Annotated in this window: 15 protein-coding genes; 13 read left to right on the top strand and 2 right to left on the bottom strand. The window is 71.8% G+C overall.

Going from position 1 to position 22,767, the window contains the following annotated elements; translation table 11 throughout:
* Nucleotides 1-314 precede the first annotated feature (314 nt).
* Nucleotides 315-2,480, bottom strand: a complete 2,166-nt coding sequence (locus ACFVYK_RS14240; protein WP_389772975.1) for a RecQ family ATP-dependent DNA helicase — start codon at nt 2,478-2,480, stop codon at nt 315-317.
* A 603-nt stretch (nt 2,481-3,083) separates the two neighbouring features.
* Here ACFVYK_RS14240 and ACFVYK_RS14235 point away from each other — a divergent pair.
* The 7 genes from ACFVYK_RS14235 (at nt 3,084) to ACFVYK_RS14205 (ending at nt 14,985) form a co-directional block, all read left to right on the top strand.
* Nucleotides 3,084-4,862, top strand: coding sequence for a DUF4192 domain-containing protein (locus ACFVYK_RS14235; RefSeq protein ID WP_389773043.1), 1,779 nt, complete (start codon nt 3,084-3,086; stop codon nt 4,860-4,862).
* A gap of 866 nt (nt 4,863-5,728) precedes the next feature.
* Complete coding sequence (locus tag ACFVYK_RS14230) at nt 5,729-7,648, top strand: glycogen debranching N-terminal domain-containing protein (RefSeq protein ID WP_389773040.1); 1,920 nt, start codon at nt 5,729-5,731, stop codon at nt 7,646-7,648.
* Nucleotides 7,649-7,786: 138 nt separating this feature from the next.
* Nucleotides 7,787-8,545 carry an NUDIX domain-containing protein gene (locus ACFVYK_RS14225; RefSeq protein ID WP_389772973.1) on the top strand — a complete coding sequence of 253 codons (759 nt, stop codon included), beginning with the start codon at nt 7,787-7,789 and terminating at the stop codon, nt 8,543-8,545.
* A gap of 124 nt (nt 8,546-8,669) precedes the next feature.
* Nucleotides 8,670-10,937 (top strand): ATP-binding cassette domain-containing protein, encoded by a 2,268-nt coding sequence (locus tag ACFVYK_RS14220; RefSeq protein ID WP_389772970.1) that lies wholly within the window; start codon nt 8,670-8,672, stop codon nt 10,935-10,937.
* Between the two features lie 163 nt (nt 10,938-11,100).
* Nucleotides 11,101-11,988, top strand: coding sequence for a FadR/GntR family transcriptional regulator (locus tag ACFVYK_RS14215; protein ID WP_389772968.1), 888 nt, complete (start codon nt 11,101-11,103; stop codon nt 11,986-11,988).
* Between the two features lie 453 nt (nt 11,989-12,441).
* Entirely contained in the window at nt 12,442-13,986 is a 1,545-nt protein-coding gene (locus ACFVYK_RS14210) for an RNA polymerase sigma factor (RefSeq protein WP_389772966.1), read from the top strand.
* Between the two features lie 132 nt (nt 13,987-14,118).
* Nucleotides 14,119-14,985 (top strand): S1 family peptidase, encoded by an 867-nt coding sequence (locus ACFVYK_RS14205; RefSeq protein WP_389772964.1) that lies wholly within the window; start codon nt 14,119-14,121, stop codon nt 14,983-14,985.
* A 133-nt stretch (nt 14,986-15,118) separates the two neighbouring features.
* Here the strand turns inward: ACFVYK_RS14205 and ACFVYK_RS14200 are convergent, their stop codons facing one another.
* Entirely contained in the window at nt 15,119-15,346 is a 228-nt protein-coding gene (locus ACFVYK_RS14200) for a hypothetical protein (RefSeq protein ID WP_389772962.1), read from the bottom strand.
* A gap of 446 nt (nt 15,347-15,792) precedes the next feature.
* On the opposite strand from ACFVYK_RS14200, the gene ACFVYK_RS14195 reads away from it, so the two are divergent.
* The 6 genes from ACFVYK_RS14195 (at nt 15,793) to ACFVYK_RS14170 (ending at nt 22,712) form a co-directional block, all read left to right on the top strand.
* Nucleotides 15,793-17,913 carry a type IIA DNA topoisomerase subunit B gene (locus ACFVYK_RS14195; RefSeq protein ID WP_389772960.1) on the top strand — a complete coding sequence of 707 codons (2,121 nt, stop codon included), beginning with the start codon at nt 15,793-15,795 and terminating at the stop codon, nt 17,911-17,913.
* A 198-nt stretch (nt 17,914-18,111) separates the two neighbouring features.
* Nucleotides 18,112-18,636, top strand: a complete 525-nt coding sequence (locus ACFVYK_RS14190) for a DUF1453 domain-containing protein (RefSeq protein ID WP_389772957.1) — start codon at nt 18,112-18,114, stop codon at nt 18,634-18,636.
* Nucleotides 18,633-19,784, top strand: coding sequence for a sensor histidine kinase (locus ACFVYK_RS14185; RefSeq protein WP_389772955.1), 1,152 nt, complete (start codon nt 18,633-18,635; stop codon nt 19,782-19,784). The genes ACFVYK_RS14190 and ACFVYK_RS14185 overlap by 4 nt, the downstream gene beginning before the upstream one ends.
* A complete protein-coding gene (locus ACFVYK_RS14180) occupies nt 19,781-20,464 on the top strand; it encodes a response regulator (protein WP_389772952.1) in 684 nt (227 codons plus the stop codon). The genes ACFVYK_RS14185 and ACFVYK_RS14180 overlap by 4 nt, the downstream gene beginning before the upstream one ends.
* A gap of 80 nt (nt 20,465-20,544) precedes the next feature.
* Nucleotides 20,545-21,123, top strand: a complete 579-nt coding sequence (locus ACFVYK_RS14175; RefSeq protein ID WP_389772950.1) for a DUF485 domain-containing protein — start codon at nt 20,545-20,547, stop codon at nt 21,121-21,123.
* Nucleotides 21,120-22,712, top strand: a complete 1,593-nt coding sequence (locus tag ACFVYK_RS14170) for a cation acetate symporter (protein WP_389772948.1) — start codon at nt 21,120-21,122, stop codon at nt 22,710-22,712. The genes ACFVYK_RS14175 and ACFVYK_RS14170 overlap by 4 nt, the downstream gene beginning before the upstream one ends.
* The last annotated feature ends 55 nt before the right edge of the window (nt 22,713-22,767 follow it).

Genomic DNA, 22,767 nt, shown 5'->3' with positions numbered 1-22,767 from the left:
TGGATGCGGCAACGAGCAATTGGGGCCACCGACCGTTATATGGCGGTGAGTGGCTTATATCCCTACCCAGTGATTCACCGAAGGATGCGCGAGCCGACGGTTCAAGCCTTGTAGACGCTTCGGGACGAGGGATTCGCCTCTGGGCCGCCGCGGTCGCCGAGAGCCGAGGAGGCGTCCTGCCCAGGGCCGCTCGGGACCGCTTGGGACCGCTTGGGGCCGCTTCGGCGTCCCGCTGCCGTCGACCGGCCCGTGGGGTTCGGCCGGGCCATCCGGGAGAGCCTCCCCGGATGTTCCCACGGTGGGCCCCGCACGGTTCAGCCCTGCACGGCCAGCACCAACGGCAACACCCCCTGCGCGCCCGCCCGTCGGAGCATCCGGGCCGCCACCGCCAGCGTCCAGCCCGTCTCGGTGTAGTCGTCGACGAGCAGGACCGGGCCCGGAGCCCCGGCGAGCGCGGCTGCCAGCGCGGGCGGCACCTGCAGCATGCCGTCGAGCGCCTTGAGGCGTTGGGCGCTGTTGCTGCGGGAGATCGGCGCGGCGTCGGCGGCGTACTCCACAGCACCCAGCAGGGGCAGCCGGCCGACGTCCGCGATCCGCGCGCCCAGCGAGTGGACCAGCTGCGGCCGGGTGCGGGAGGCGACGGTGACCACACCGATCGGGCGCGGTGAGGCGTCCGCCCCGCCCGAAGCCCAACCGCCGGGCCCCTTCGCCCAGTCCGCCAGCACGTCCACCACGGCCCTCGCCACATCGTCCGGCACCTGAGCGTCCGGCGCCTGGGGGGTCAGCATCGGACGCAGCCTGTTGCCCCACCCGATGTCCGAGAGACGCCCCAGGGCCCGCCCGGTAGCCGCCTGCTCGTTCGCCGGGATGCGCCCCTTGAGGTCCATGCCGATCACCGCCAGCCCCGTCGGCCACATCCGGCGCGGCTCCACCTCGACGCCCGCACGGCCCAGGTCCACCCGTGCGGCGTCCAGCGCGGCCGATGAGGTGTCGGCGGCGTAGCGGGCCCCGGCGCAGTTGTCGCACCGCCCGCACGGTTTGGCGCCGTCGTCGTCGAGCTGGCGCTGGAGGAACTCCATCCGGCACTCCGTGGTCGACGCGTACTGCCGCATCGCCTCCTGCTCGGCCTTGCGCTGACGCGCGACCCACGCGTACCGCTCGGTGTCGTACCCCCACGGCTGTCCTGTCGACAGCCAGCCGCCCTTGACCCGTTTGACCGCCCCGTCCACGTCGAGAACCTTCAGCATGGTCTCCAGACGGGAGCGGCGCAGTTCCACCAGTGGTTCCAGGGCGGGCAACGACACGGGCCGCTCCGAGTGCGCGAGGACGTCCAGCGTGCGGCGCACCAGGTCTTCGGACGGGAAGGCGAGCGAGGCGAAGTACTCCCAGATCGCTTCGTCCTCCTTTCCCGGCAGCAGCAGCACCTCGGCGTGCTCGACTCCACGCCCGGCGCGGCCCACCTGCTGGTAGTACGCGATGGGGGAGGCCGGTGAGCCGAGGTGCACGACGAATCCCAGGTCGGGCTTGTCGAAGCCCATGCCGAGAGCGGAGGTCGCGACCAGCGCCTTCACCTTGTTGGCCAGCAGGTCCTCCTCGGCCTGCTGGCGGTCGGCGTTCTCGGTGCGGCCCGTGTACGAGGCGACGACATGACCGCGCTGCCGCAGGAAGGCGGTGACCTCCTCCGCAGCGGCCACCGTGAGCGTGTAGACGATTCCGGAGCCGGGCAGTTCGTCGAGATGGTCGGCGAGCCAGGCCATGCGGTGCGCGGCGTCGGGCAGCCGCAGGACGTTCAGACTGAGGCTCTCGCGATCCAGCGGGCCACGCAGCACCAGGGCGTCCGAGGCGCCCCCGGTGCCGAGCTGTTCGGCGACGTCGGCCGTCACGCGCGCGTTGGCGGTGGCGGTCGTCGCGAGCACCGGCACGCCCGGCGGGAGGTCGGTGAGCATGGTCCGCAGCCGACGGTAGTCCGGCCGGAAGTCGTGGCCCCAGTCGGAGATGCAGTGGGCCTCGTCGACCACGAGCAGCCCGGTCGCGGCGGACAGCTCGGGCAGCACCTGGTCACGGAAGTCCGGGTTGTTGAGCCGCTCGGGACTGACCAGCAGGACGTCGACCTCGCCCGCGGCGATCTCACTCTGCACGGTCTCCCACTCCTCCGTGTTCGAGGAGTTGATGGTCCGCGCACGGATACCGGCCCGGGCCGCGGCCTCGACCTGGTTGCGCATCAGGGCGAGCAGCGGGGAGACGATCACGGTGGGGCCGGAGCCACGGGCACGGAGCAGGGAGGTCGCCACGAAGTAGACCGCGGACTTCCCCCATCCCGTCCGCTGGACCACCAGGGCCCGGCGCCGCTCGGCGACCAGCGCCTCGATCGCCCGCCACTGGTCCTCGCGCAGCTTGGCCACGCCCGAGACGTCGCCGACGAGGCGGGCGAGGACGGCGTCGGCGTCGGCCCGGAGATCCGTGTTGCTCGTGTGCTCCATGCCTCCATACAACAGGACGGCGCTGACAATCCGGTCACGGCCGGTGCGGGAGCAGGGGCCTCGGCGGGGTCGAGGCTTGGGGAAACGGGTTGTCTGGCATGTCCGTGATCGGAGTTATCCACAGGTCGAGCGGGATTTCGGCATCCGCGAGATCGTCTCCGCATGACGAATCACAGCGAATCCACTGGATCCTCCGAAAACGGCGACATCGTCCGGCACGAAGCACGGCACGAAGCACGGCACGAAGCACGGGAGGAGCAGCGCGAAGGAGTCGGAGCGCTCGAAGGGGCAAGCGGACCGGAGGAAGTGGGATCCCCTGACGGAGAAGAGCTCGCGGCGGAAGGAGGGGACGGAGGCGAGGGAGGTGACCGGCGGAACCGATCTGACGGGGGCGGCCGACGGAAACGATCTGGCGGGAGCCCGTCGCCCGGCGGGCAACCGGTTCAGTCCGCCCGGTCGCCCCGGTCGCCCCGGTCGCCCCAGTCCGCCCAGTCGGTTCAGCCCCTTCGGCCGACGCACGAAGGGCCGCCGGAATATGGGGCGCGGACGGCGCTGGAAGGCCTGTCGGGAACCGGCGGTCACACGACGTACGTGAGTCACACGATGTACGACGGGGAGATCGACCACGGTGTTGACCGGTCCGCGCACCAGGTCACTCTGCGTTCCCCGGACGAACTGGCCGACGCGCTGCCCTACCTGCTCGGGTACCGGCCGGAGGACAGCATCGTCCTGGTGGCTCTGCACGACCGCGGCGGACGAGGCCGATTCGGCGGCCGGGCCCGGCTCGGCATTCCCGCGAACCCCGACGACTGGGGTGCCGTCGCGCAGCAGTTGGCGCAGGGCCTGGTCAAGGGCAGCGAACGCCGAGGCAGCCGCCCCGCTCAGATGGTGGCCTACCTCTGTCAGGAGCCGGAGAGGGGGGAGACGGGCCGCCAGGTCATGGAGCGCCTGGAGCCGCTGGCCCGCCGGCTGCGTCGCGAATGCGGCCGCCTCGACATCCCGGTGATCGAGGCCCTCTGCATCGCGGACGGTCGCTTCTGGTCGTACTGCTGCGCGGGCGAGGGGTGCTGCCCGGTCGAGGGCGTCCCGATGGGTTTGCCCGGGACCTCCGTGCTCGCCGCGGCCGCGACCTACGCGGGGATCCAGGTCCGAGGCACCTTGCGTGAGCTGCGCGCCCGGCTGCAACCCCTGGAGACGAGTGCGGCACTGGAGCAGGAGGTCGCCCTGGACACCGCCGCAATGGCGCTCGTCCCGAGGATCCTCGACGAGGCGAGCCGTGCGGCGGTGGCCGCCGAGACCCTCGGACTGGCCGGACGGGTCATGCGACGCCTCGCCGAAGCACCCGTCGTGCCGGGCGCTCTTCTCGCGGATCACCAAGACGACGAACTGCTCGCGTCCGACGAGGCCGCGGCTCTGATCCTCGGACTCCAAGATCGCGTGACGCGTGACCGGGCAGCCGAGTGGATGGAGGGCGACGAGGCCGCTCCCGCGCTGCGTCTGTGGCGAGGACTGGCGCGGCGCTGCGTCGGACCCTACGGCGAACACGCGGCGGCGCCGCTCACTCTCGCCGGCTGGGTCGCGTGGTCGAGCGGCGATGAACTGGAGGCGAGGGAGGCGTTCGCCATGGCCCTGGGCGCGGACCCGGGATATCTGTTCGCCCGACTGCTGCACCAGGCCTGTAACGAAGGCCTCGACCCCGAATCGGTGCGGCGTTGCCTGCGCGCCGAACGCGAAGGAAGCGGACGTCGCGCAGGAGCGGGGAGGTCGCGCGGGGGCGCGCCGGCCGCGGCAGGGCTGTGGACTCCGGACACCCCGGCCGTCGGCGAAACGGGCGCCACCGAGCGGACCGGCGGGATGGGGGAAACCGGTGAGGCCGCCGCGATCGGCCCGTTCGGCGCGCTCGGCGAGGCCGACGCCTTCGACGGGATCGCCGAAACCGGCGCTCTCGACGGGATCGGCGACCGGAAGGAGGCGGACGGGCGCGGCGAGATCGACGACGTGGGCCGCCCTCGCGACATGAAGGACACCGTGGACGCAGCCCCGCACGGCTCACCGGGATGCGCGTCGACGCCTTCGTCGCCTTCGAGGGCGTCGGAGCGCCCGACCGCGCGCAGGCGCCGGCGTCTGCGTCCCGCCGCTGCGGGGGCAGCTCCGGCGCAGGCGGCGGAAGGAAACGCCGCAGGCGAGGCGGAAGGGGACGGGCAAGGGGCGGAGACGAAGGGCGTTCGCTCCCGCACCACGAAAGGGCACGCCACGCGTCCCACCGCTCCCAGTCGTGCAGGGGGCCGCACCCGACCTGGAGGCAAACCCGCCGCACGAGGTCATGCCGAGGGCGTGAAAGACGCGCGCGCCCACGGCGGCGACAGCTCGGGCAAACCGTGACGCCCGGCCACCGCGGCGATCGTCGACATCCCGTCGCGAGCAGGCGCCGTGGGCCGCGGCCGGACGCGCCGGTCCCTTGCCCGGCCCCGGGAGGTGCCGAGTCGGGCCATGTCTCATGTCCGACCCGACATGTCCGGGCTCGGCCGCCATTCGGTGGGGCCTGCGGGCCGAGGCGTGACCTGGGAGAGTCCCGCCCCGTTCACCTGAGTGGCGGAACGCCTGCACAAAACCACCGCCACAGCTCACCCGTCCTGCCGGAGCCTTCTCCCAGGCCTCGAGCAGGCCCGAGGCGCACAGAGAGCAGAAGAAGTCACCGCATGCATCAGCCGACTCCGCCCTCCGCCGCCGAGGGACGCTTCAGCCTCGACGAACGCTCCGGCCCCGACAGCACGGCGCCACCCCGTGGCACGGACGCCGACCGACGACCTCCCGACCACTCGCTGTCCGAACCGGCCCCATCGCCATCCGACCGAGGGCATCCGGGCCGATCGGATCCACGCCGATCGGATCCACGCCGATCGGATCCACGCCGATCGGATCCACGCCGAACGGAACCGGGCCGCCCGCGTCCGGACCGATCGCCTCCGGACGGCCCGCCGGACCCTCGCCCCGTCCTGTCGCCCGGGGACGACCGGCCTTCCCCGCCGAGCGCCGGGCCGACAGGAGGGTCAGGCCCGTCGGCAGGCCCGGACGGCCGCACTGTGTCCGGCGTTCCGTCGCCCGGACAGCACAGCCGCGCCACCTCCCGTCTTCAGCCGCCCGGCGCCGGCGCTCCTCCGTCAGCGGCCTCGGTCAGAGGCGGCGGCCCACCGTCCGGCTCGTCGACCCTGCCGCGGATCGTGGGTCTGCCGCCCGCTCACACGGCGATGATCTGTGTCGCCCTGCCCGGCCTCGCCATCTCGACGGAACAGGGGCAGCTGACAGGGCGCGGCCTGGAGGGGTTCTACCGGGCGGGCCGGCGGGCCCTGTCCCGTTGCCAGCTGCGCGTGGCCGGACGCGAACCTTTCGTGGTGCAGGCCCGGATGACCTTGGCCGACACCGCCCGCTTCGTCGGCACCCTGCGCGTCACCCCGCACGGCGGCCCGGACCCGGACGTGATCGTCGAGCGGATCCGGTCCGCGGACGGCACGGAACGGATCACCCTGCGCAGCGCGGCCACCCGGCGGCTGCGCCTCCCGGTCGAGGTGACCCTCGGGACGGACCTGGCCGACCTCGGGGCGATCGCCGCCGGCGCCGTCGGCCCCGAACTGCCCGCCAGTGTCCACGACTCCGGGTTGCGCTGGTCCTGTGCCGCGGGCACCGCGAGCGTCAGCGCCGACCCCGCACCCGTCGACGCGATCGCCTCCGCGGGAATGCTGCGCTGGGATTTCGACGTGCCGCCCGGCGGCAGCGTCTGCGTGGAACTGAGAGTCCGGCTGGACGGGGCGGGACCGGTCCGCGCGGTCGGCCGTGCTGCGACGAGCCCCCTGGCGCCGGCACGCGCCACGGGCGACGACCCCCGCGTCCAGGCCCTGCTGGTGGGAAGCGTCCAGGATCTGCAGGCCCTGCTGGTACGCGATCCCGAACGCCCCGCGGACACCCACCTGGCGGCCGGCGCCCCGTGGCGCTGCGGTCTGGCCCCCGCCGAGGCACTGGCCGCGGCCCGGATGACTCTGCCCCTGGGCACCCGTCTCGCCGCGAGCACGCTGCGCACGCTCGCCCGCACCCAGGTCACCCTCCCGGGACCGCGGTGCGGCATGATCCCCGGACCGCGCCGGGACGCGGGCGTGCACCTGCCGCCGGCCTGTACCGGGACGGAGGCCACGCTGCTCTTCCCCGTGCTGCTCGCGGAAGCCCGTCGATGGGGTCTGCCGGAGAGCGAGACGGAGGAACTGCTGCCGGCGGCCGAGCGCTGTCTGACCTGGCTGCGCACCGCGGTCGGTGACGGGCCCTACCTGAGGGACCCGCAGCCCCACGGCCCCGTGCGCTGCGAGACCCAGGCCCACGCCCACCGTGCCGCACTGCTCGGCGCCGACCTGCTCGACGCCTGTGGCCGACCGGGCGGCGGTGGTCTGCGGGAGTGGGCCCGGACGGGGCGCGCGGTGTTCCGGCGGGACTTCTGGATCGACGACCGGGCAGGCGGCCGACCCGCGGCCGCCCTCGGCCCCGACGGACGGCCGCTGCCCCACCTGTGCGCGGCGACCGTCCACATCCTCGACACCGGGCTGCTCGGCGGCGGCGCCCACGCCCCCGGACTGCTGGACAAGGTGCAGACCGAGCAACTGGCCCGGCTGCTCGGCAGTCCCGCCATGGACTCGGGCTGGGGACTTCGGAGCCTCGGGGCGAAGGAGGCCGGCCACAACCCGTTCGGCCACCGCAGCGGCGCCGTCCGGGTGCACGAGACGGCGATCGCCGTAGCGGGACTGGCCGCCACGGGCTACGAGAGGGAAAGCGTGGCCCTGCTGCGAGGCGTGCTGGCGGCGGCCGAGGCCTTCGGCCATCGCCTCCCGGAGATGTACGCGGGGGAGCAGCGCGCACACGGAAGCGCCCCCCTGCCGCATCCGGCCGCCTGCCGTCCCGCCGCCACCGCGGCGGCGGCCGGGGTGCTGCTGCTGACCACGCTCGCCGGCATCCGGCCGGACGCCCCGGCCGGGACCGTCACCCTGCGCCCCCTGCCCAGCGCGCCGCTGGGCGAGGTCGGTCTGACCGGTCTGCGGGTCGCGGGCGCGCCCTTCTCCGTTCGGGTCAGTCGGCTCGGACTGGCCATGGTGGAGGAGGCGGCCGAACGGCTTCAACTGGGCGTCTGACCCGGGTGACCTGGCACGACGCCCGGTAGTCGGTCGGCGGAGCGAAGGGCTGGAGCCGTGCCCGATCACACGGGATCGGCCACCGATGCGGCCGACGAAAGGAGTGTTTATCGTCAGGGAGACGACTATGATCACCGCATGCCCTACGACCCGTCAGCCTTCCCGCCCTTCGCCGTCACCGTGGACCTGGTCGTGCTGACCGTGCGCCGTCACGCGCTGTGCGCGCTGGCGGTACGCAGGGGCGAGGCGCCGTTCCAGGGGCGGTGGGCGCTGCCCGGCGGCTTCGTGCGGGCCGACGAGGACCTGACGCAGGCGGCGGCGCGTGAACTCGCCGAGGAGACCGGTCTGCACGCCCACGACCCCTCGGTTCCGGCCCAGGACAACGGCGCCCACCTGGAACAGCTCGCCACCTACGGCGATCCCGGGCGCGACCCCCGGATGCGCGTCGTCAGCGTCGCGCATCTGGCACTCGCCCCGGACCTGCCGGCTCCTCGGGCGGGCGGCGACGCCAGCAACGCACGCTGGGCCCCCGTGGAGGAACTGCTGCAGCACGAGGGGTACGGCCGTGACGGCGAGACGGTCGCACCGCTGGCCTTCGATCACGCGCGCATCCTCGCGGACGGAGTCGAGCGAGCCCGCTCCAAGATCGAGTACTCGTCCCTCGCGACCGCCTTCTGCCCCACGGAGTTCACGGTCGGCGAACTGCGCCGGGTCTACGAGGCGGTGTGGGGCGTCGCACTCGACCCGCGCAACTTCCACCGCAAGGTGACCGGCACGCCCGGCTTCCTGGTGCCCACCGGCGGTACCACGACACGTCAAGGGGGCCGTCCGGCGCAGCTCTTCCGGGCGGGCGGCGCGACCTTGCTCAACCCGCCGATGCTGCGGCCCGAGGTCTGACGCCGGACCGCCGGATCGCCGGACCGCTCAAGCGTGGGGCTGATTCCCGACGGTGCGAGCGCGCTGACGCACCCGCCCGTGCGGTGACCGGAGAAAACGGACATAGCGCGCTATCTTGCTTCGGGTGATCCAGGCCTTCGGACTGACCAGCAATCCCCGCAAGGCGCTTCCGCCCGCCGTCGACGACGTCTCCTTCGAGGCGCGTGCGGGCCGCGTCACCGTGCTGCTCGGAGCGCCGGGCGCGGGCAAGACCACCGTGCTGAGATTGATGCTCGAGCTCCAACCGGGCCGCGGTCTCGCCTACTTCAGAGGCCGCCCCCTTCATCGCATCGCGCACCCCGCGCGTGAGGTCGGGGTCCTCCTGGGCGACGTGCCGGGGCACCCCGCGCGCACGGTCCGCGGTCATCTGCGCATGCTGTGCGCGGCCGCCGGCGTGCCGGTCCGCCGGGCCGACGAGGTGCTGGAGGTGGTCGGCCTGGTCAGCCTGCGCGACGAGCGCCTCGGCGCCCTCTCCCGCGGTGTGGACCGGCGGCTGGGCCTGGCCTGCGCCCTCCTCGCCGATCCGCACACCCTCGTCCTCGACGACCCGGCCCACGGGCTCTCCGGACGGGAGAGCCGTTGGCTGTTCGGCATGCTGCGCGCACACGCGGACCAGGGCGGCACCGTCCTGACGACCACGGCCGACCCCAAGGAGGCGGCCCGCACCGCCGACCACGTCGTCACCCTCGACCTGGGCAGGCTCGTCGCCGATCAGGAAGCCGCCGACTTCGCCCGCACCCGGCTGCGCCCGCGGGTGGCCGTGCGCACCCCCCACGCCGTCCGCCTCGCCGCCCTGCTCACCAAAGAGGCGCGAGTCGAGCGACGCTCGGTCGAGGTCGTGCAGGAGGACGGCAACCGGCTCTCCGTGTACGGGAGCACGTGCGCCCACGTCGGCGACACGGCGTTCCGGCACGGCATCCTCGTCCATCAACTGGCCGACGAGACCGGGGACATGGGGGCAGGAGCAGGAGCAGGAGCAGGAGCAGGAGCAGGCGCGGACACGGAGTCTTCGCCTCGCGCGCACGCCGAAGCGGAACCGCGCCTGTCGGGCGCCGCGCAGCCGCCACCGCCGACCGCCGAGCGGACCGCCGTCGGCGCGTGCGCGACGAACTCGGACGGCCTGGAATCGGACGGCCCGAAGTCGGACGGCCCGAAGTCGGACGGCCCGCTGTCGAGCAGTCCGGAATCGGACGGCTCGGTGCCGGTCGAGGGCGCCGACGGATGGGAGCCACGGAAGGCCCGTGACACCGTCGCGCCGCAGACGCCCGCCGGTGAACCGCTGCCCTTCGCCGCGACATACCGGTCGGCCGGCGAGCCTGCGCAGGACGCCCCCCCGGTCGCCGGACGCGGCTCCCGGTCCGGCGCCGCCGTGACGCGAGCCGACGGCGCGACCCCGGAATCCCCGGCCGGTGCCGCGCAGGCCGGTGCCGCGCAGGCCCGGACCGCGACTCTCGCCATGCGGGAGCGCCGACCTTCCGCCGCGCCACCCGTCCTGCCTTCCGCCCGGCGCACCCCCCGGACCTCCGCCTCCCGCACCCCCGACGCCCTGCCCGATCTGCCGCCCCCCATCTCCGTACGGTCCGCTCCCAGCCCCCTGCGACCCCTGCGCTACGAACTGCGTCGCGCCGCGGGGATCAGCACCGGGTTCGTCACCGCTGCCGTCGTGCTGCTCGTCTCCGCCGTCACCGCCCTGCTCCTCGCCCGCGCCGGCCACACCCGGCAGGCGCGGCTGCTGGCCGCGTGGCCCGTGGAGCTGCCGTTGCCGCCGGCCGCCCTCGGCGCCGGACTGCTCGGCGCGCTGGCCTTCGGCGACGAGTTCCGCCACCCCGCCCTGGCCGCGGACCGCGGCACCGTGCCCCGCAGACTCGGGATGCTCACCGCCAAGCTCCTCGTCGCCGCGCTCACCGCCGTGATGCTCGCCTTCCTCACGGTGGGCTGCGACGCCGAAGCGCTCTACCTCGTCTACGGACGGGAGCTCGCGCGAGTTCCCGCGGACTGGATGGCGCTGAGCGCGAGTTGGCTCGCCCTCGTCGTCGGCTGCGCCTGGGCCGGGGTGCTGGCCGCCGGTCTCTTCCGCTCCACCACGGCAGGGCTGGCGGCGGTCCTCGCCGTGCCCGTGGTCGTCGTACCCGTCGTACAACAGGTCGTGGGGGGCACGTCCGTGCGGACGGCGACGGGTCTGTCGATGCGGTTGCGGGAGACGCTTCTCGTGCAGTGGCCCTTCGGGGGAGGGCGATATCTGGCCGCCGCGGCACACGTGGTAGCTCAACCCGTCGGCGGGGCCATGACCTTGTCCCTCACCGCCCTGGTGTGCGCGTATGTGCTCACGACGCTGCGCAACAGGGTCCGATGACGACCGTCCCCGGTCGATCCCGTCGCCGTATGTGCGCAACTCCCCACAGAAAGCCCGTTTGTTTCCGATAAGGCGTCAATTGCGACGGGGTGAGCGATCACCCTTTCGTGTGCTTTTCACCAAAGACCTCAAGGGAGTTGGAGGCAGCGCCGACAAAGGATCCGTGAGTACCCTTGCGCACACCATGATGACCGCCGCCCGCTCCACCGACTCCGGTCTGGCCGGCCCGGGCGGACTCGACCGCTACCCCTACGCCGAGGCCCCCGCCGTCGACCGCGTCGGAGCTCCCGCCTGGGAGACCGCCGAACCCGAGCTGGGCCGCGTGGGGCGCCGCGCCACGGGCAACCGGGGACGCGGACTGCACGGACAACTCGTCCAGCAGCTCGGCCAGATGATCGTCTCGGGCGATCTCGGCGCCGACCGACCACTGGTGCCCGAGGAGATCGGCCAGCGGTTCGAGGTGTCCCGCACCGTCGTCCGCGAGTCGCTGCGCGTCCTCGAAGCCAAGGGCCTGGTCAGCGCCCGACCGAACGTCGGCACGCGTGTGCGCCCCGTGAGCGACTGGAATCTTCTCGACCCGGACATCATCGAGTGGCGCGCCTTCGGCCCTCAGCGCGACAACCAGCGGCGCGAGCTGAGCGAGCTGCGCTGGACGATCGAGCCGCTCGCCGCCCGCCTCGCCGCGGGACACGGGCGGCCCGACGTCCAGCAGCGCCTCTCCGACATGGTCGAGATCATGGCCCACGCCATGGGGCAGGGCGACGCGCTGACCTACTCCCGGGCCGACGCCGAGTTCCACTCGCTGCTCATCCAGGTCGCGAGCAACCGCATGCTGGAGCACCTCTGGGGGATCGTGTCGTCCGCGCTTCAGGTCTCCGGCGGCCCGGTCACGGGGTGTGACCGTCCGAACGACGCCTCGCTCTCCCACCACGGCAGGATCGTCGACGCCCTCGCCGCGGGCGACGGCACCGCGGCGGAGACGGCGATGCGGCAGCTGCTCGCCGTGCACCCCGAGGTGGAGCGCGTCGTGCCGGCGCCGCGCGAGCACTGACCGCACCCGCGGGTGGAACGGTCCGCGGATGTCTTCTCCTGCGCGCCATCTCCGGGGCGATGCGCTCGCCCTCCCGTCGGACCCCGCAGGACCCGTCACGGGACCTGCGGGGTCCGACGGGTGAGAGGGGGAAACGTGACGGGAGACGCAAGGGGGGATTCGGCTGCGGAGGCTCGGGTAGACACCACGAGTGACCGCCTCTGCCCGTGTCTGACCGTTTTTCGATGCTTACGCGGTGTGACTCGGGCCACGAAGATTGGGCGTAACGCTTGTGGAAACAACGCGATGACCTAAGAGGTGACTGTCGCGGAGGGAATACGGACGCCGTCGAAGGCGCTGTGTCTCCTCCCGGCCCCCGCCCGCACCGTCGGCCCACCCCCAGGCCGGTGGTCGGCTCCTGTTCCTTCGCGAACGGAGCCGGAAGCCGTTTTCCAACGTTCCGAGAGGTTGTTCGTGTCGGCCAGCACATCCCGTACGCTCCCGCCGGAGATCGCCGAGTCCGTCTCTGTCATGGCGCTCATTGAGCGGGGAAAGGCTGAGGGGCAGATCGCCGGCGACGATGTGCGTCGGGCCTTCGAAGCTGACCAGATTCCGGCCACTCAGTGGAAGAACGTACTGCGCAGCCTCAACCAGATCCTCGAGGAAGAGGGTGTGACGCTGATGGTCAGTGCCGCGGAGCCCAAGCGCACCCGAAAGAGCGTCGCAGCGAAGAGTCCGGCCAAGCGCACCGCCACCAAGACGGTCGCGGCGAAGACGGTGACCACGCGAAAGGCCACCGCCGCCACCGAGGCCGCCCCCGCCGCCCCTGTTGTCGACGACCCCGCAGACGAAGCCGCTCCCGCCAAGAAGGCGGCTGCCAAGAAGACGACGACCGCCAAGAAGGCGGTCGCCAAGAAGACCGTCGCCACGAAGAAGACGGCGGCCAAGAAGACCGCCGCGAAGAAGGACGACGCCGAGGCGGTCGAGGAAGAGGTCCTCGAGGACGCTCCCAAGGCCGAAGGCGAGCCCGAGGGCACCGAGAGCGCCGGCTTCGTGCTGTCGGACGACGACGAGGACGACGCGCCCGCTCAGCAGGTCGCGGCCGCCGGCGCCACCGCCGACCCCGTCAAGGACTACCTCAAGCAGATCGGCAAGGTCCCGCTGCTCAACGCCGAGCAGGAGGTCGAGCTCGCCAAGCGCATCGAGGCCGGTCTGTTCGCCGAGGACAAGCTGGCCAACGCCGACAAGCTCGCGCCGAAACTCAAGCGCGAACTGGAGATCATCGCGGAGGACGGCCGCCGCGCCAAGAACCACCTCCTGGAGGCCAACCTCCGTCTGGTGGTCTCCCTGGCCAAGCGCTACACCGGCCGCGGCATGCTCTTCCTGGACCTCATCCAGGAGGGCAACCTCGGTCTCATCCGCGCGGTCGAGAAGTTCGACTACACCAAGGGCTACAAGTTCTCCACCTACGCCACCTGGTGGATCCGTCAGGCGATCACGCGCGCGATGGCCGACCAGGCCCGCACCATCCGCATCCCGGTGCACATGGTCGAGGTCATCAACAAGCTCGCGCGCGTGCAGCGTCAGATGCTCCAGGACTTGGGCCGCGAGCCCACCCCGGAGGAGCTGGCCAAGGAACTCGACATGACGCCCGAGAAGGTCATCGAGGTCCAGAAGTACGGCCGCGAGCCCATCTCGCTGCACACCCCGCTCGGCGAGGACGGCGACAGCGAGTTCGGCGACCTCATCGAGGACTCCGAGGCCGTCGTCCCGGCCGACGCGGTCAGCTTCACACTCCTGCAGGAGCAGCTGCACTCGGTGCTCGACACCCTGTCCGAGCGGGAGGCGGGCGTCGTCTCCATGCGGTTCGGCCTCACCGACGGCCAGCCGAAGACCCTCGACGAGATCGGCAAGGTCTACGGCGTCACGCGCGAGCGCATCCGCCAGATCGAGTCCAAGACCATGTCGAAATTGCGCCACCCGTCCCGGTCGCAGGTCCTGCGCGACTACCTCGACTAGGTCGGCAGTCGTACCGAGCCGAAGGCCCGGCTCCCTTCGGGGAGCCGGGCCTTCGGCTTGCTGCGCGGGTGCGGGGCGGCATGCTCTGCATCACTCTGGGTGTTCATCGATCACTTCGAGTGAGGAGCGCGCATGCGTCGTCGTCTGGTCCGGGCGCTGTCCCGGCCGTTGATCCTGGCGGCCGCGGTGATGGCGATACCGTTGGCCTTCGCCGCCCCGGCGGCCTCCGACGGCATCGTCCTGGGGGGTGTTCCCGTCGACGTCTCACAGACCCCGTGGGTGGTCGCGCTGTCCAGTCGTGACCGGTTCGGGGGTACGCGCTCGGGCCAGTTCTGCGGAGGCGTGGCGGTCGGTCGGTCCACGGTGCTCACGGCGGCCCACTGCATGGGCGAGGACGTCCTGGGAGTGCCGCCGGAGCAGCTGGCCGACCTGAAGGTCGTCGCCGGCCGTACGGACCTGTACTCGGCCACGGGGCAGGAGATCTCCGTGCGCAGCGTCTGGGTCAACCCGGGCTACGACAGTTCCGGCAACGTCGGCGACTTCGCCGTGCTAAGCCTCGCCGAGCCCCTCGCGGCGACGACGGTCGTTCCCATGGCCGCCGCGGGCGACACGGCCTATCAGCCCGGCTCCGACGCCGTGGTCTACGGCTGGGGCGACACCACGGGATACGGCGCGTACGCCCACAGCCTGCGGGCGGCGCACGTCCACGTCCTGTCCGACGCGCTCTGCGAGGAGGCGTATCCCGGATCCGGCGACGGCTCCTACGAGCCACGGAGCATGGTGTGCGCCGGGGAGGCGCGCGGTGGATTCGACGCCTGTCAGGGCGACAGCGGCGGGCCGCTGGTCGTGCAGGGACGGCTCATCGGACTGGTGTCCTGGGGCAGCGGCTGCGGGCGTGCGGGAAGCCCGGGTGTCTACACACGGGTCTCCGACGCCCTGCGGACACTGCACTGGGACGCCGGCACTCGCAGTCGCCACGAGGCCCCTGGGGGCGCCTGAGCAGCTTTCTGCGGCCCGCCCCGGGCTCCCCGGGAGCGGACCGTGTGGACACGAGCGGGCGGCCGCCCCTGGAGCAGGGACGGCCGCCCGTATGCCGGCCTGTGCCGGTCTGGCTCGTCGTCGACGCGTCGGATCAGCGCTCTTCTTCGACGGACGCAGGAACGGTAGTCAGCCGCTCCGTCTCGTCCTGTATCTCAGCGGCGATCTTCTTGAGTTCCGGCTCGAACTTGCGGCCGTGGTGGGCGCAGAAGAGCAGTTCTCCGCCGCTGAGCAGGACGACGCGCACGTACGCCTGGGCGCCGCAGCGGTCGCAGCGGTCAGCGGCCGTCAGCGGGCTCGCGGGGGTCAGAACAGTAGTCACGTCGCCTCTTCTCTAGCTCGACGAGCTGTCGTACCAGGGTCAACATCCAACCAGCCCCAAAACGTTCCCGCTCGTGGCTTTTCCTCGAAAAATCTTTTCCGAGGTGGCCGTCTGCTGCCGGTTTGGCGGCGAATGTGCCGTATTGCGTGGTCTGGGGTGCTTACGGTTTCGCGCTGTCGGTCACGGTCCGGTCCTCCCGGCTGGCTTGCCGGTTTGTTCATGAGGACGTGCCCGGAGCCTAAATGGTTCATGCCTCGAAGGGAACGTGACTTGTGCTTCACTCCATCGAGGGATCGAACATGCATACGACGCTGGACTAGTGTGAGTTCAGACGCGAGGGTGGCGTGACAACGGCTCTACCAGGCCTCGGTACCCTCGTGGCGGCAAACCGAGCCGCGCCCTTACCCCGAAGGGCCCCAACTGAAATTCAGCGAGGAGCGAACCGCGTGACCGCCGAAATGTCCGTGCCGTCCACAGCGCTGCTGGCAGGAGCAGACCGGGACGGTTCCAATTACACCGCGCGGCACCTGCTCGTCCTCGAAGGCCTCGAGGCCGTGCGGAAGCGCCCGGGTATGTACATCGGCTCGACCGACAGCCGTGGCCTCATGCACTGCCTGTGGGAGATCATCGACAACTCCGTCGACGAGGCCCTGGGCGGTTATTGCGACCACATCGAGGTGATCCTCCACGACGACGCCTCGGTCGAGGTCCGTGACAACGGCCGTGGCATCCCTGTCGACGTCGAGCCCAAGACCGGCCTGTCCGGCGTCGAGGTCGTCATGACCAAGCTGCACGCCGGTGGCAAGTTCGGCGGCGGCTCCTACGCCGCCTCCGGCGGTCTGCACGGCGTCGGCGCCTCGGTCGTCAACGCCCTGTCCGCCCGGCTCGACGTCGAGGTGGACCGCAGCGGCCACACGCACGCGATCAGTTTCCGGCGAGGAGTGCCGGGCGCCTTCGCCGCGGACGGTCCGGACGCCAAGTTCGAGACCGGTGGCCTGCGCAAGGTCAAGCGGATCGCCAAGAACCGCACCGGCACGCGCGTGCGGTACTGGGCCGACCGGCAGATCTTCCTCAAGGACGCCAAGCTCTCCCTGGACAACCTTCACCAGCGCGCCCGCCAGACGGCCTTCCTGGTGCCCGGCCTGACCATCGTCGTGCGCGACGAGTACGGGCTCGGCGAGGGCGGCAGCAAGGGCGAGGAGTCCTTCCGCTTCGACGGCGGCATCAGCGAGTTCTGCGAGTACCTGGCCACCGACAAGCCCGTCTGCGACGTCCTGCGCTTCACCGGCCAGGGCACCTTCAAGGAGACGGTCCCGGTCCTGGACGACCATGGGCAGATGACCCCGACCGAGGTCACCCGCGAGCTCGGCGTCGACGTGGCGTTGCGGTGGGGCACCGGTTACGACACGACCCTGCGGTCGTTCGTCAACATCATCGCCACGCCCAAGGGCGGCACCCACGTGGCCGGCTTCGAACAGGCCGTCGCCAAGACGATGAACGAGGTGCTGCGCGCCAAGAAGCTGCTGCGCGTCGCCGAGGACGACATCGTCAAGGACGACGCCCTGGAGGGCCTGACCGCCGTCGTCACCGTCCGGCTCGCCGAGCCCCAGTTCGAGGGGCAGACCAAGGAGGTCCTCGGCACCTCCGCGGCCCGGCGCATCGTGAACACGGTGATCTCCCGGGAGCTCAAGGCGTTCCTGACCTCCACCAAGCGCGATGCCGCGGCCCAGGCGCGGGTCGTGATGGAGAAGGCGGTCTCCGCCGCGCGCACGCGCATCGCGGCGCGGCAGCACAAGGACGCGCAGCGCCGCAAGACGGCACTGGAGTCCTCGTCCCTGCCCGCGAAGCTGGCCGACTGCCGCAGCGACGACGTCGAGCGCAGCGAGCTGTTCATCGTCGAGGGAGACTCGGCGCTGGGCACGGCGAAGCTGGCCCGCAACTCCGAGTTCCAGGCGCTGCTGCCGATCCGGGGCAAGATCCTCAACGTCCAGAAGTCGTCCGTGACCGACATGCTGAAGAACGCCGAGTGCGGCGCGATCATCCAGGTCATAGGAGCGGGCTCCGGGCGGACCTTCGACATCGACGCGGCCCGCTACGGCAAGATCATCATGATGACGGACGCCGATGTGGACGGCTCCCACATCCGCACGTTGCTGCTGACGCTGTTCCACCGCTACATGCGGCCCATGGTCGAGTCCGGCCGGGTGTTCGCCGCGGTGCCGCCGCTGCACCGCATCGAGCTGGTCCAGCCCAAGAAGGGCCAGGACAAGTACGTGTACACGTACTCGGACCGGGAGCTGCGCGACAAGCTCATGGAGTTCCAGAGCAAGGGCGTCCGGTACAAGGACTCCATCCAGCGCTACAAGGGTCTCGGCGAGATGGACGCCGATCAGCTGGCAGAGACGACGATGGACCCGCGTCACCGCACCCTGCGGCGGATCAACCTCTCCGACCTGGAATCGGCCGAGCAGGTGTTCGACCTGCTCATGGGGAACGACGTGGCGCCGCGCAAGGAGTTCATCTCCAGCTCGGCGGCGACGCTGGACCGGTCGCGCATCGACGCCTAGCCCCGTCGAAGTCCACGCAGATCCCGCCCGCGAGCATGGCCGGTCAGGGGTCTCCACCCGTGGGTGGAGACCCCCGCTGCCGGGAAATCCACCCGTGATCCACCCCTGCTCCGATCTGGGCAGGGACGGATTTCCGTAGCGTCGAAGGCGTCGGCAGCGCTCGCTGCCGGCATCCCCTTCCGGCCCACGGAGGCTGTGATGTCCGGGCTCGTCGACGTACTGCTGATCATGGCCGTGATCGCCGTCGTGGTCGTGCGGCAGTTCCGCGCAAGCCGCGTCGACACGGACCGGCGATGGTGGCTCCTGCCCGGCGTCCTGGCCGTCGTGGCACTGCGCGAACCTCACCTGCTGGACGCGCAGCACCCCACGGCGGCGGCCCTGGTACTCGGTTCCGAACTGATCGTGGGCGTGGCCATGGGCGCCGCCTGGGCCTGGACCACCCGCGTCTGGGCGGAGCCGGACGGCGCGCTCTGGAGCAGGAGCACTCAGGCGAGCGTCGTCGTCTGGGTGGTCGGCATCGGTCTGCGGCTGGGGCTCTTCGGATTCGGCACACTGCTGGGCGTCCACCAGGACAGCTCGGCTCTGATGCTGGCCCTCGCGGCCACCCTCCTCGTCCGCTCGGGCATCCTGATCTGGCGCACCCGGTCTCTGTACCCGGTCTCCGCACCCGCCACGGCGTACGGTGACGGCGTGCCCCGGTCCGCGTGGAAGGAGCGCGTGTGACGGAGAACGGGTGGACGCGCTGGCCCTCGCGGGAGGCGCTGAGTCCCAAGGAGGTCTCGCGCCCCAGGAGGCTGCTGGCCTGGGGGGTGAGGCTGCTGGTGCTGGTCGCGCTGCTGTGGGCGGCCTTCCACGACAGCCGTGTCCACGGGTGGGTCGCGGTGGCCGGCGGCGGCGGAGCCCTGGTGGCGGGCGGGCTGGCGTGGGCCCTGTTCCGCACCACGCTCGCACACCGGCTGTGGCCGTCCCTGGCACTCGTCGCCATGCTGCTGGGTCTGGCGCTCGCATCCGGGACCGCCGGATTCCGCTCGCCGGCCATCGTCCTGTGCTGCGGGTGCGCCATCGCGGCTCTGGAGCGGCTGCCCCTGATCGCGGCCCTGCCGGTGGCCTCGGTCGGGTTCGCCGCCTTCGCCGCGGTCGACGACGGCACCGGTCTGACCTCCGCCTCTGCCATCGGAGGAATGGCTCTCGCCGGATACGCCCTGCGTCTGGACGCGGAGGCCCGAGGCAGCGCGCAGCGGCTGCTCGCCCAGGAGCGGGCGGCGCGCGCGGCCGAAGCCGAGTCCGCCGCGTTCGCCGAGCGGGCCCGTATCGCCCGGGAGATCCACGATGTGCTGGCGCACAGCCTCTCGGCGCAGCTCGTCCACCTGGAGGCGGCACGGTTGCTGATCGAGCGGGGTGCGGACCGCGAACAGGTTCTCGCGCGGGTGGTGGCGGCGCGGGGGATGGCCCGCGACGGTCTGGACGAGGCCAGACAGTCGCTCTCAGCCCTGCGTGGTGAGCTGACCCCGCTGGAGGACTTCCTGACCGATCTGGTCCGCATGTCCGACGGCGCCGAGGTCACCGTGGGGGGCGACCACCGGCCCTTGCCGGCCGAGGCGTCACAGGCCGTGCGCAGGGTCGCCCAGGAGGCCCTGACCAACGCGCGCAAGCACGCGCCGGGTGCGAAGGTCAGCGTCAGGCTGGAGTACGGCCCGCGCGAAGTCACCCTGGACGTGCGGGACACGGGGGGTTCGCCGGGCGAACTCGCCGAGGTCGGAGGCGGGTACGGTCTGCTGGGCATGCGGGAGCGCGCCGAGTTGCTGGGCGGGTCGCTCGCCGCGGGACCGGGCGAGGAAGGGTTCGTGGTGACGCTGAAGGTGCCGGTATGACCGAGGAGTCGGAGAAGAAGCCTGCAAGGGTGGTGGTCGCGGACGACCAGACGGTCGTCCGGGAAGGCATCGTGATGCTGCTCGGGCTGTTGCCGGGAGTCGAGGTCGTGGGCGCCGCGGGGGACGGGCACGAGGCGGTGCGGCTCGTCGCCGAACTCGCCCCCGACGTTGTGCTGATGGACCTGCGCATGCCGCGCTGCGACGGAGTGGAGGCGACGCGGCGCATCCGCGCGGAGCACCCGCGGACGCAGGTGGTGGTGCTCACGACGTACGCGGACGACGAGTCCCTGTTCCCGGCGCTGAAAGCGGGAGCGCGCGGCTATCTCACCAAGGACGCCGGCGGGGACGAGATCGTACGGGCCGTGCACAGTGTGCTGTCCGGGGACGCGGGGCTGTCGCCGAGCGTCCAGCGAAGACTGCTGGAGCGTCTGTCGGCTCCCGAACCGGAGCCGGCGGAGCCCGCGGTCGTGCCCGACGGGCTGACCACCCGGGAGGCGGAGGTCCTTGTGCTGATCGCCGACGGTCTCAGCAACCAGGAGATCGCACGCAGGTTGAGCGTGTCCACTGCCACGGTGAAGACGCACATCAACAACATGTTCACCAAGACGGGACTCAAGGACCGCGCCCAAGCGGTGCGTTACGCGTATCGAAAGGGGTTGGTGCGACCGCCCACAGGGTGAATGGCCCCTTGGTCACCTGATGGGGTGAAGCGTGCGGGGAAGAAGAGTCAGGGATCTTCCCGTTCTGTCCATCCTTGGGCATGCAGTCAAGCAACGGTCGTGCCCGAGCCGACGGGGACGGTCCCGAGACCGGCGGTCCCACGTCGCACGCGCGTGCACACCACGAAGATCCGGGCCGGGCATTCGTCGAGACCACAGGAGACCTGCACTACGAGGACCCGTGGTACGACGCTCTCGCCTCCGGCTGGGGCGAGTCGGCCGCCGTGAGCCCGCCCGTGAGCGAGGTGCCGGCGGCCCGACGCCGACGGGAGACCGGCGCCGCGGCGGCGGCCCAGGTCTACCTCGAGGTGCAGCGCAGTGCGGCCTTCCAGGAAGTCCGCCGCCGATACCGGCGCTTCGTGGTGCCCGCCGTCCTCGGGTTCTTCGTCTGGTACGTGGCCTACGTCGTGGCCGCCACGACCGCACCGGAGTTCATGGCGCGGCCCGTGGCGGGGTCGGTGAACGTGGGACTGATCGCCGGCCTCGGGCAGTTCCTCAGCACGTTTCTGCTCACCTGGGCCTACGCCCGGCACGCGCGGTTGCGCCGGGACCGTGCGGCGCTCGAACTGCGATGGGACACACAGGAGCTGACGCGTGGCGCGAGGGGCGGTGCGTCATGACCGGCAACCATCAGACGCCGGCGTTGCTGCTGTTCAGCGTCTTCGTCGCGGTGACGCTGGGGATCACCACCTGGGTGAGTCGCAACCGGCACGGCTCGGCGGAGGAGTTCTACGCGGGGGGACGGCTGTTCTCCCCGATGGAAAATGGTTTTGCCATCGCGGGCGACTACATGTCGGCCGCGTCCTTCCTGGGCGTCACCGGGCTTATCGCGCTGTTCGGGTACGACGGGCTGCTCTATGTGGTGGGCTTCCTCGTCGCCTGGCTGGTGGTGCTGTTCCTCGTCGCCGAACTGGTGCGCAACTGCGGGCGGTTCACCCTGGCCGACGTGGTCGCCGCGCGGATGAGCGAGCGGCCGGTGCGCATCGCGTCGGGCACGTCCTCCGTCACCGTGTCGGTCCTCTATCTGGTGGCGCAGATGGTGGGTGCGGGCAGTCTGGTCGCGCTGCTCCTGGGCGACACGGGCGAGGCGGCCCGGTCCTGGGCCGTCGTCGGGGTGGGCGCCCTCATGGTCGTCTACGTGTCGTTGGGAGGGATGCGGGCCACCACGTGGATCCAGATCGTGAAGGCGGTGCTGTTGCTGGGCGGCGCCGTCGTCCTCACCGTGCTCGTCCTGGTGCGCTTCCACGGTGACTTCGACCAGGTGCTGCGCACGGCGGCCGACCGCAGCGGGCACGGCGCCGCGTTCCTTTCGCCCGGGCTGAAATACGGCGGGGACTGGACCGCGCGGTTGGACTTCATGAGCCTGGGGCTCGCGCTGGTGCTGGGCACCGCAGGTCTGCCGCACATCCTGTCCCGCTTCTACACCGTGCCGACCGCGCAGGCCGCCCGGCGTTCCGCCGTCTGGGCGATCGGGCTGATCGGCGGCTTCTATCTCATGACGATCGTGCTCGGTTTCGGCGCGGCGGCGATCGTCGGCCCACAGGCGCTGCGCGGCTCGAACGCGTCCGGGAACACGGCGGTGCCCCTGCTGGCACTCGACCTGGGGGGCGGCGTCGACTCCACGGGAGGGACGGTTCTGTTCGCGGTCGTGACGGCCGTCGCCTTCGCCACGATCCTCGCCGTCGTCGCCGGCATCACCCTCGCCTCCTCGGCGTCGGTGGCGCACGACCTGTACGCCTCCCTGCGCCGACGGGACGCCCAGCCCCGCAGCGAGGTCACGGTGGCGAGGGTCGCCGCCGTGGGCGTCGGCGTGGTCGCGATCGGTCTCGGCCTGCTGGCCCGGGACCTCAACGTCGCCTTCCTGGTCGGGCTGGCCTTCGCCGTCGCCGCGTCCGCGAACCTGCCGGCTTTGCTGTACTCGCTGTTCTGGCGGAGCTTCACCACCCGGGGGGCCGTCTGGGCGGTCTACGGCGGACTGGTCCCGGCCCTGGCGCTCGTCGTGCTGTCGCCGGTGGTGTCGGGCAGCCCCGAGTCGCTCTTCCCGGACGTGGACTTCCAGTACTTCCCCCTGCAGAACCCCGGCCTGGTCTCGATCCCGCTGGGCTTCCTGGCGGGCTGGCTCGGCACCGTCACCTCGGCCGAGGTCGCGGACGAGGCCAAGCACGCGGAGACCGAGGTGCGGTCGCTGACCGGGGCCGGGGCCGCGTGACGGGCGGCCCCGCGGTCGTCGTGCCATGGCGGGTGTGCGGGTGTTTCGCGGGCCC

Origin of the sequence: Streptomyces sp. NPDC058291 (assembly GCF_042880855.1) — a bacterium.
Lineage (GTDB): Bacteria > Actinomycetota > Actinomycetes > Streptomycetales > Streptomycetaceae > Streptomyces.
This window is presented reverse-complemented; position numbering and strand designations above follow the sequence as displayed.

Bases quoted from the DNA above. Each gene is read 5' to 3' on its own strand.
- ACFVYK_RS14190 (WP_389772957.1), top strand. From the start codon at position 18,112: ATGTCCGGGCTCGTCGACGTACTGCTGATCATGGCCGTGATCGCCGTC.
- ACFVYK_RS14230 (WP_389773040.1), top strand. From the start codon at position 5,729: ATGATCTGTGTCGCCCTGCCCGGCCTCGCCATCTCGACGGAACAGGGG.
- ACFVYK_RS14240 (WP_389772975.1), bottom strand. From the start codon at position 2,480: ATGGAGCACACGAGCAACACGGATCTCCGGGCCGACGCCGACGCCGTC.
- ACFVYK_RS14225 (WP_389772973.1), top strand. From the start codon at position 7,787: ATGCCCTACGACCCGTCAGCCTTCCCGCCCTTCGCCGTCACCGTGGAC.
- ACFVYK_RS14175 (WP_389772950.1), top strand. From the start codon at position 20,545: ATGCAGTCAAGCAACGGTCGTGCCCGAGCCGACGGGGACGGTCCCGAG.
- ACFVYK_RS14170 (WP_389772948.1), top strand. From the start codon at position 21,120: ATGACCGGCAACCATCAGACGCCGGCGTTGCTGCTGTTCAGCGTCTTC.
- ACFVYK_RS14180 (WP_389772952.1), top strand. From the start codon at position 19,781: ATGACCGAGGAGTCGGAGAAGAAGCCTGCAAGGGTGGTGGTCGCGGAC.
- ACFVYK_RS14205 (WP_389772964.1), top strand. From the start codon at position 14,119: ATGCGTCGTCGTCTGGTCCGGGCGCTGTCCCGGCCGTTGATCCTGGCG.
- ACFVYK_RS14235 (WP_389773043.1), top strand. From the start codon at position 3,084: ATGTACGACGGGGAGATCGACCACGGTGTTGACCGGTCCGCGCACCAG.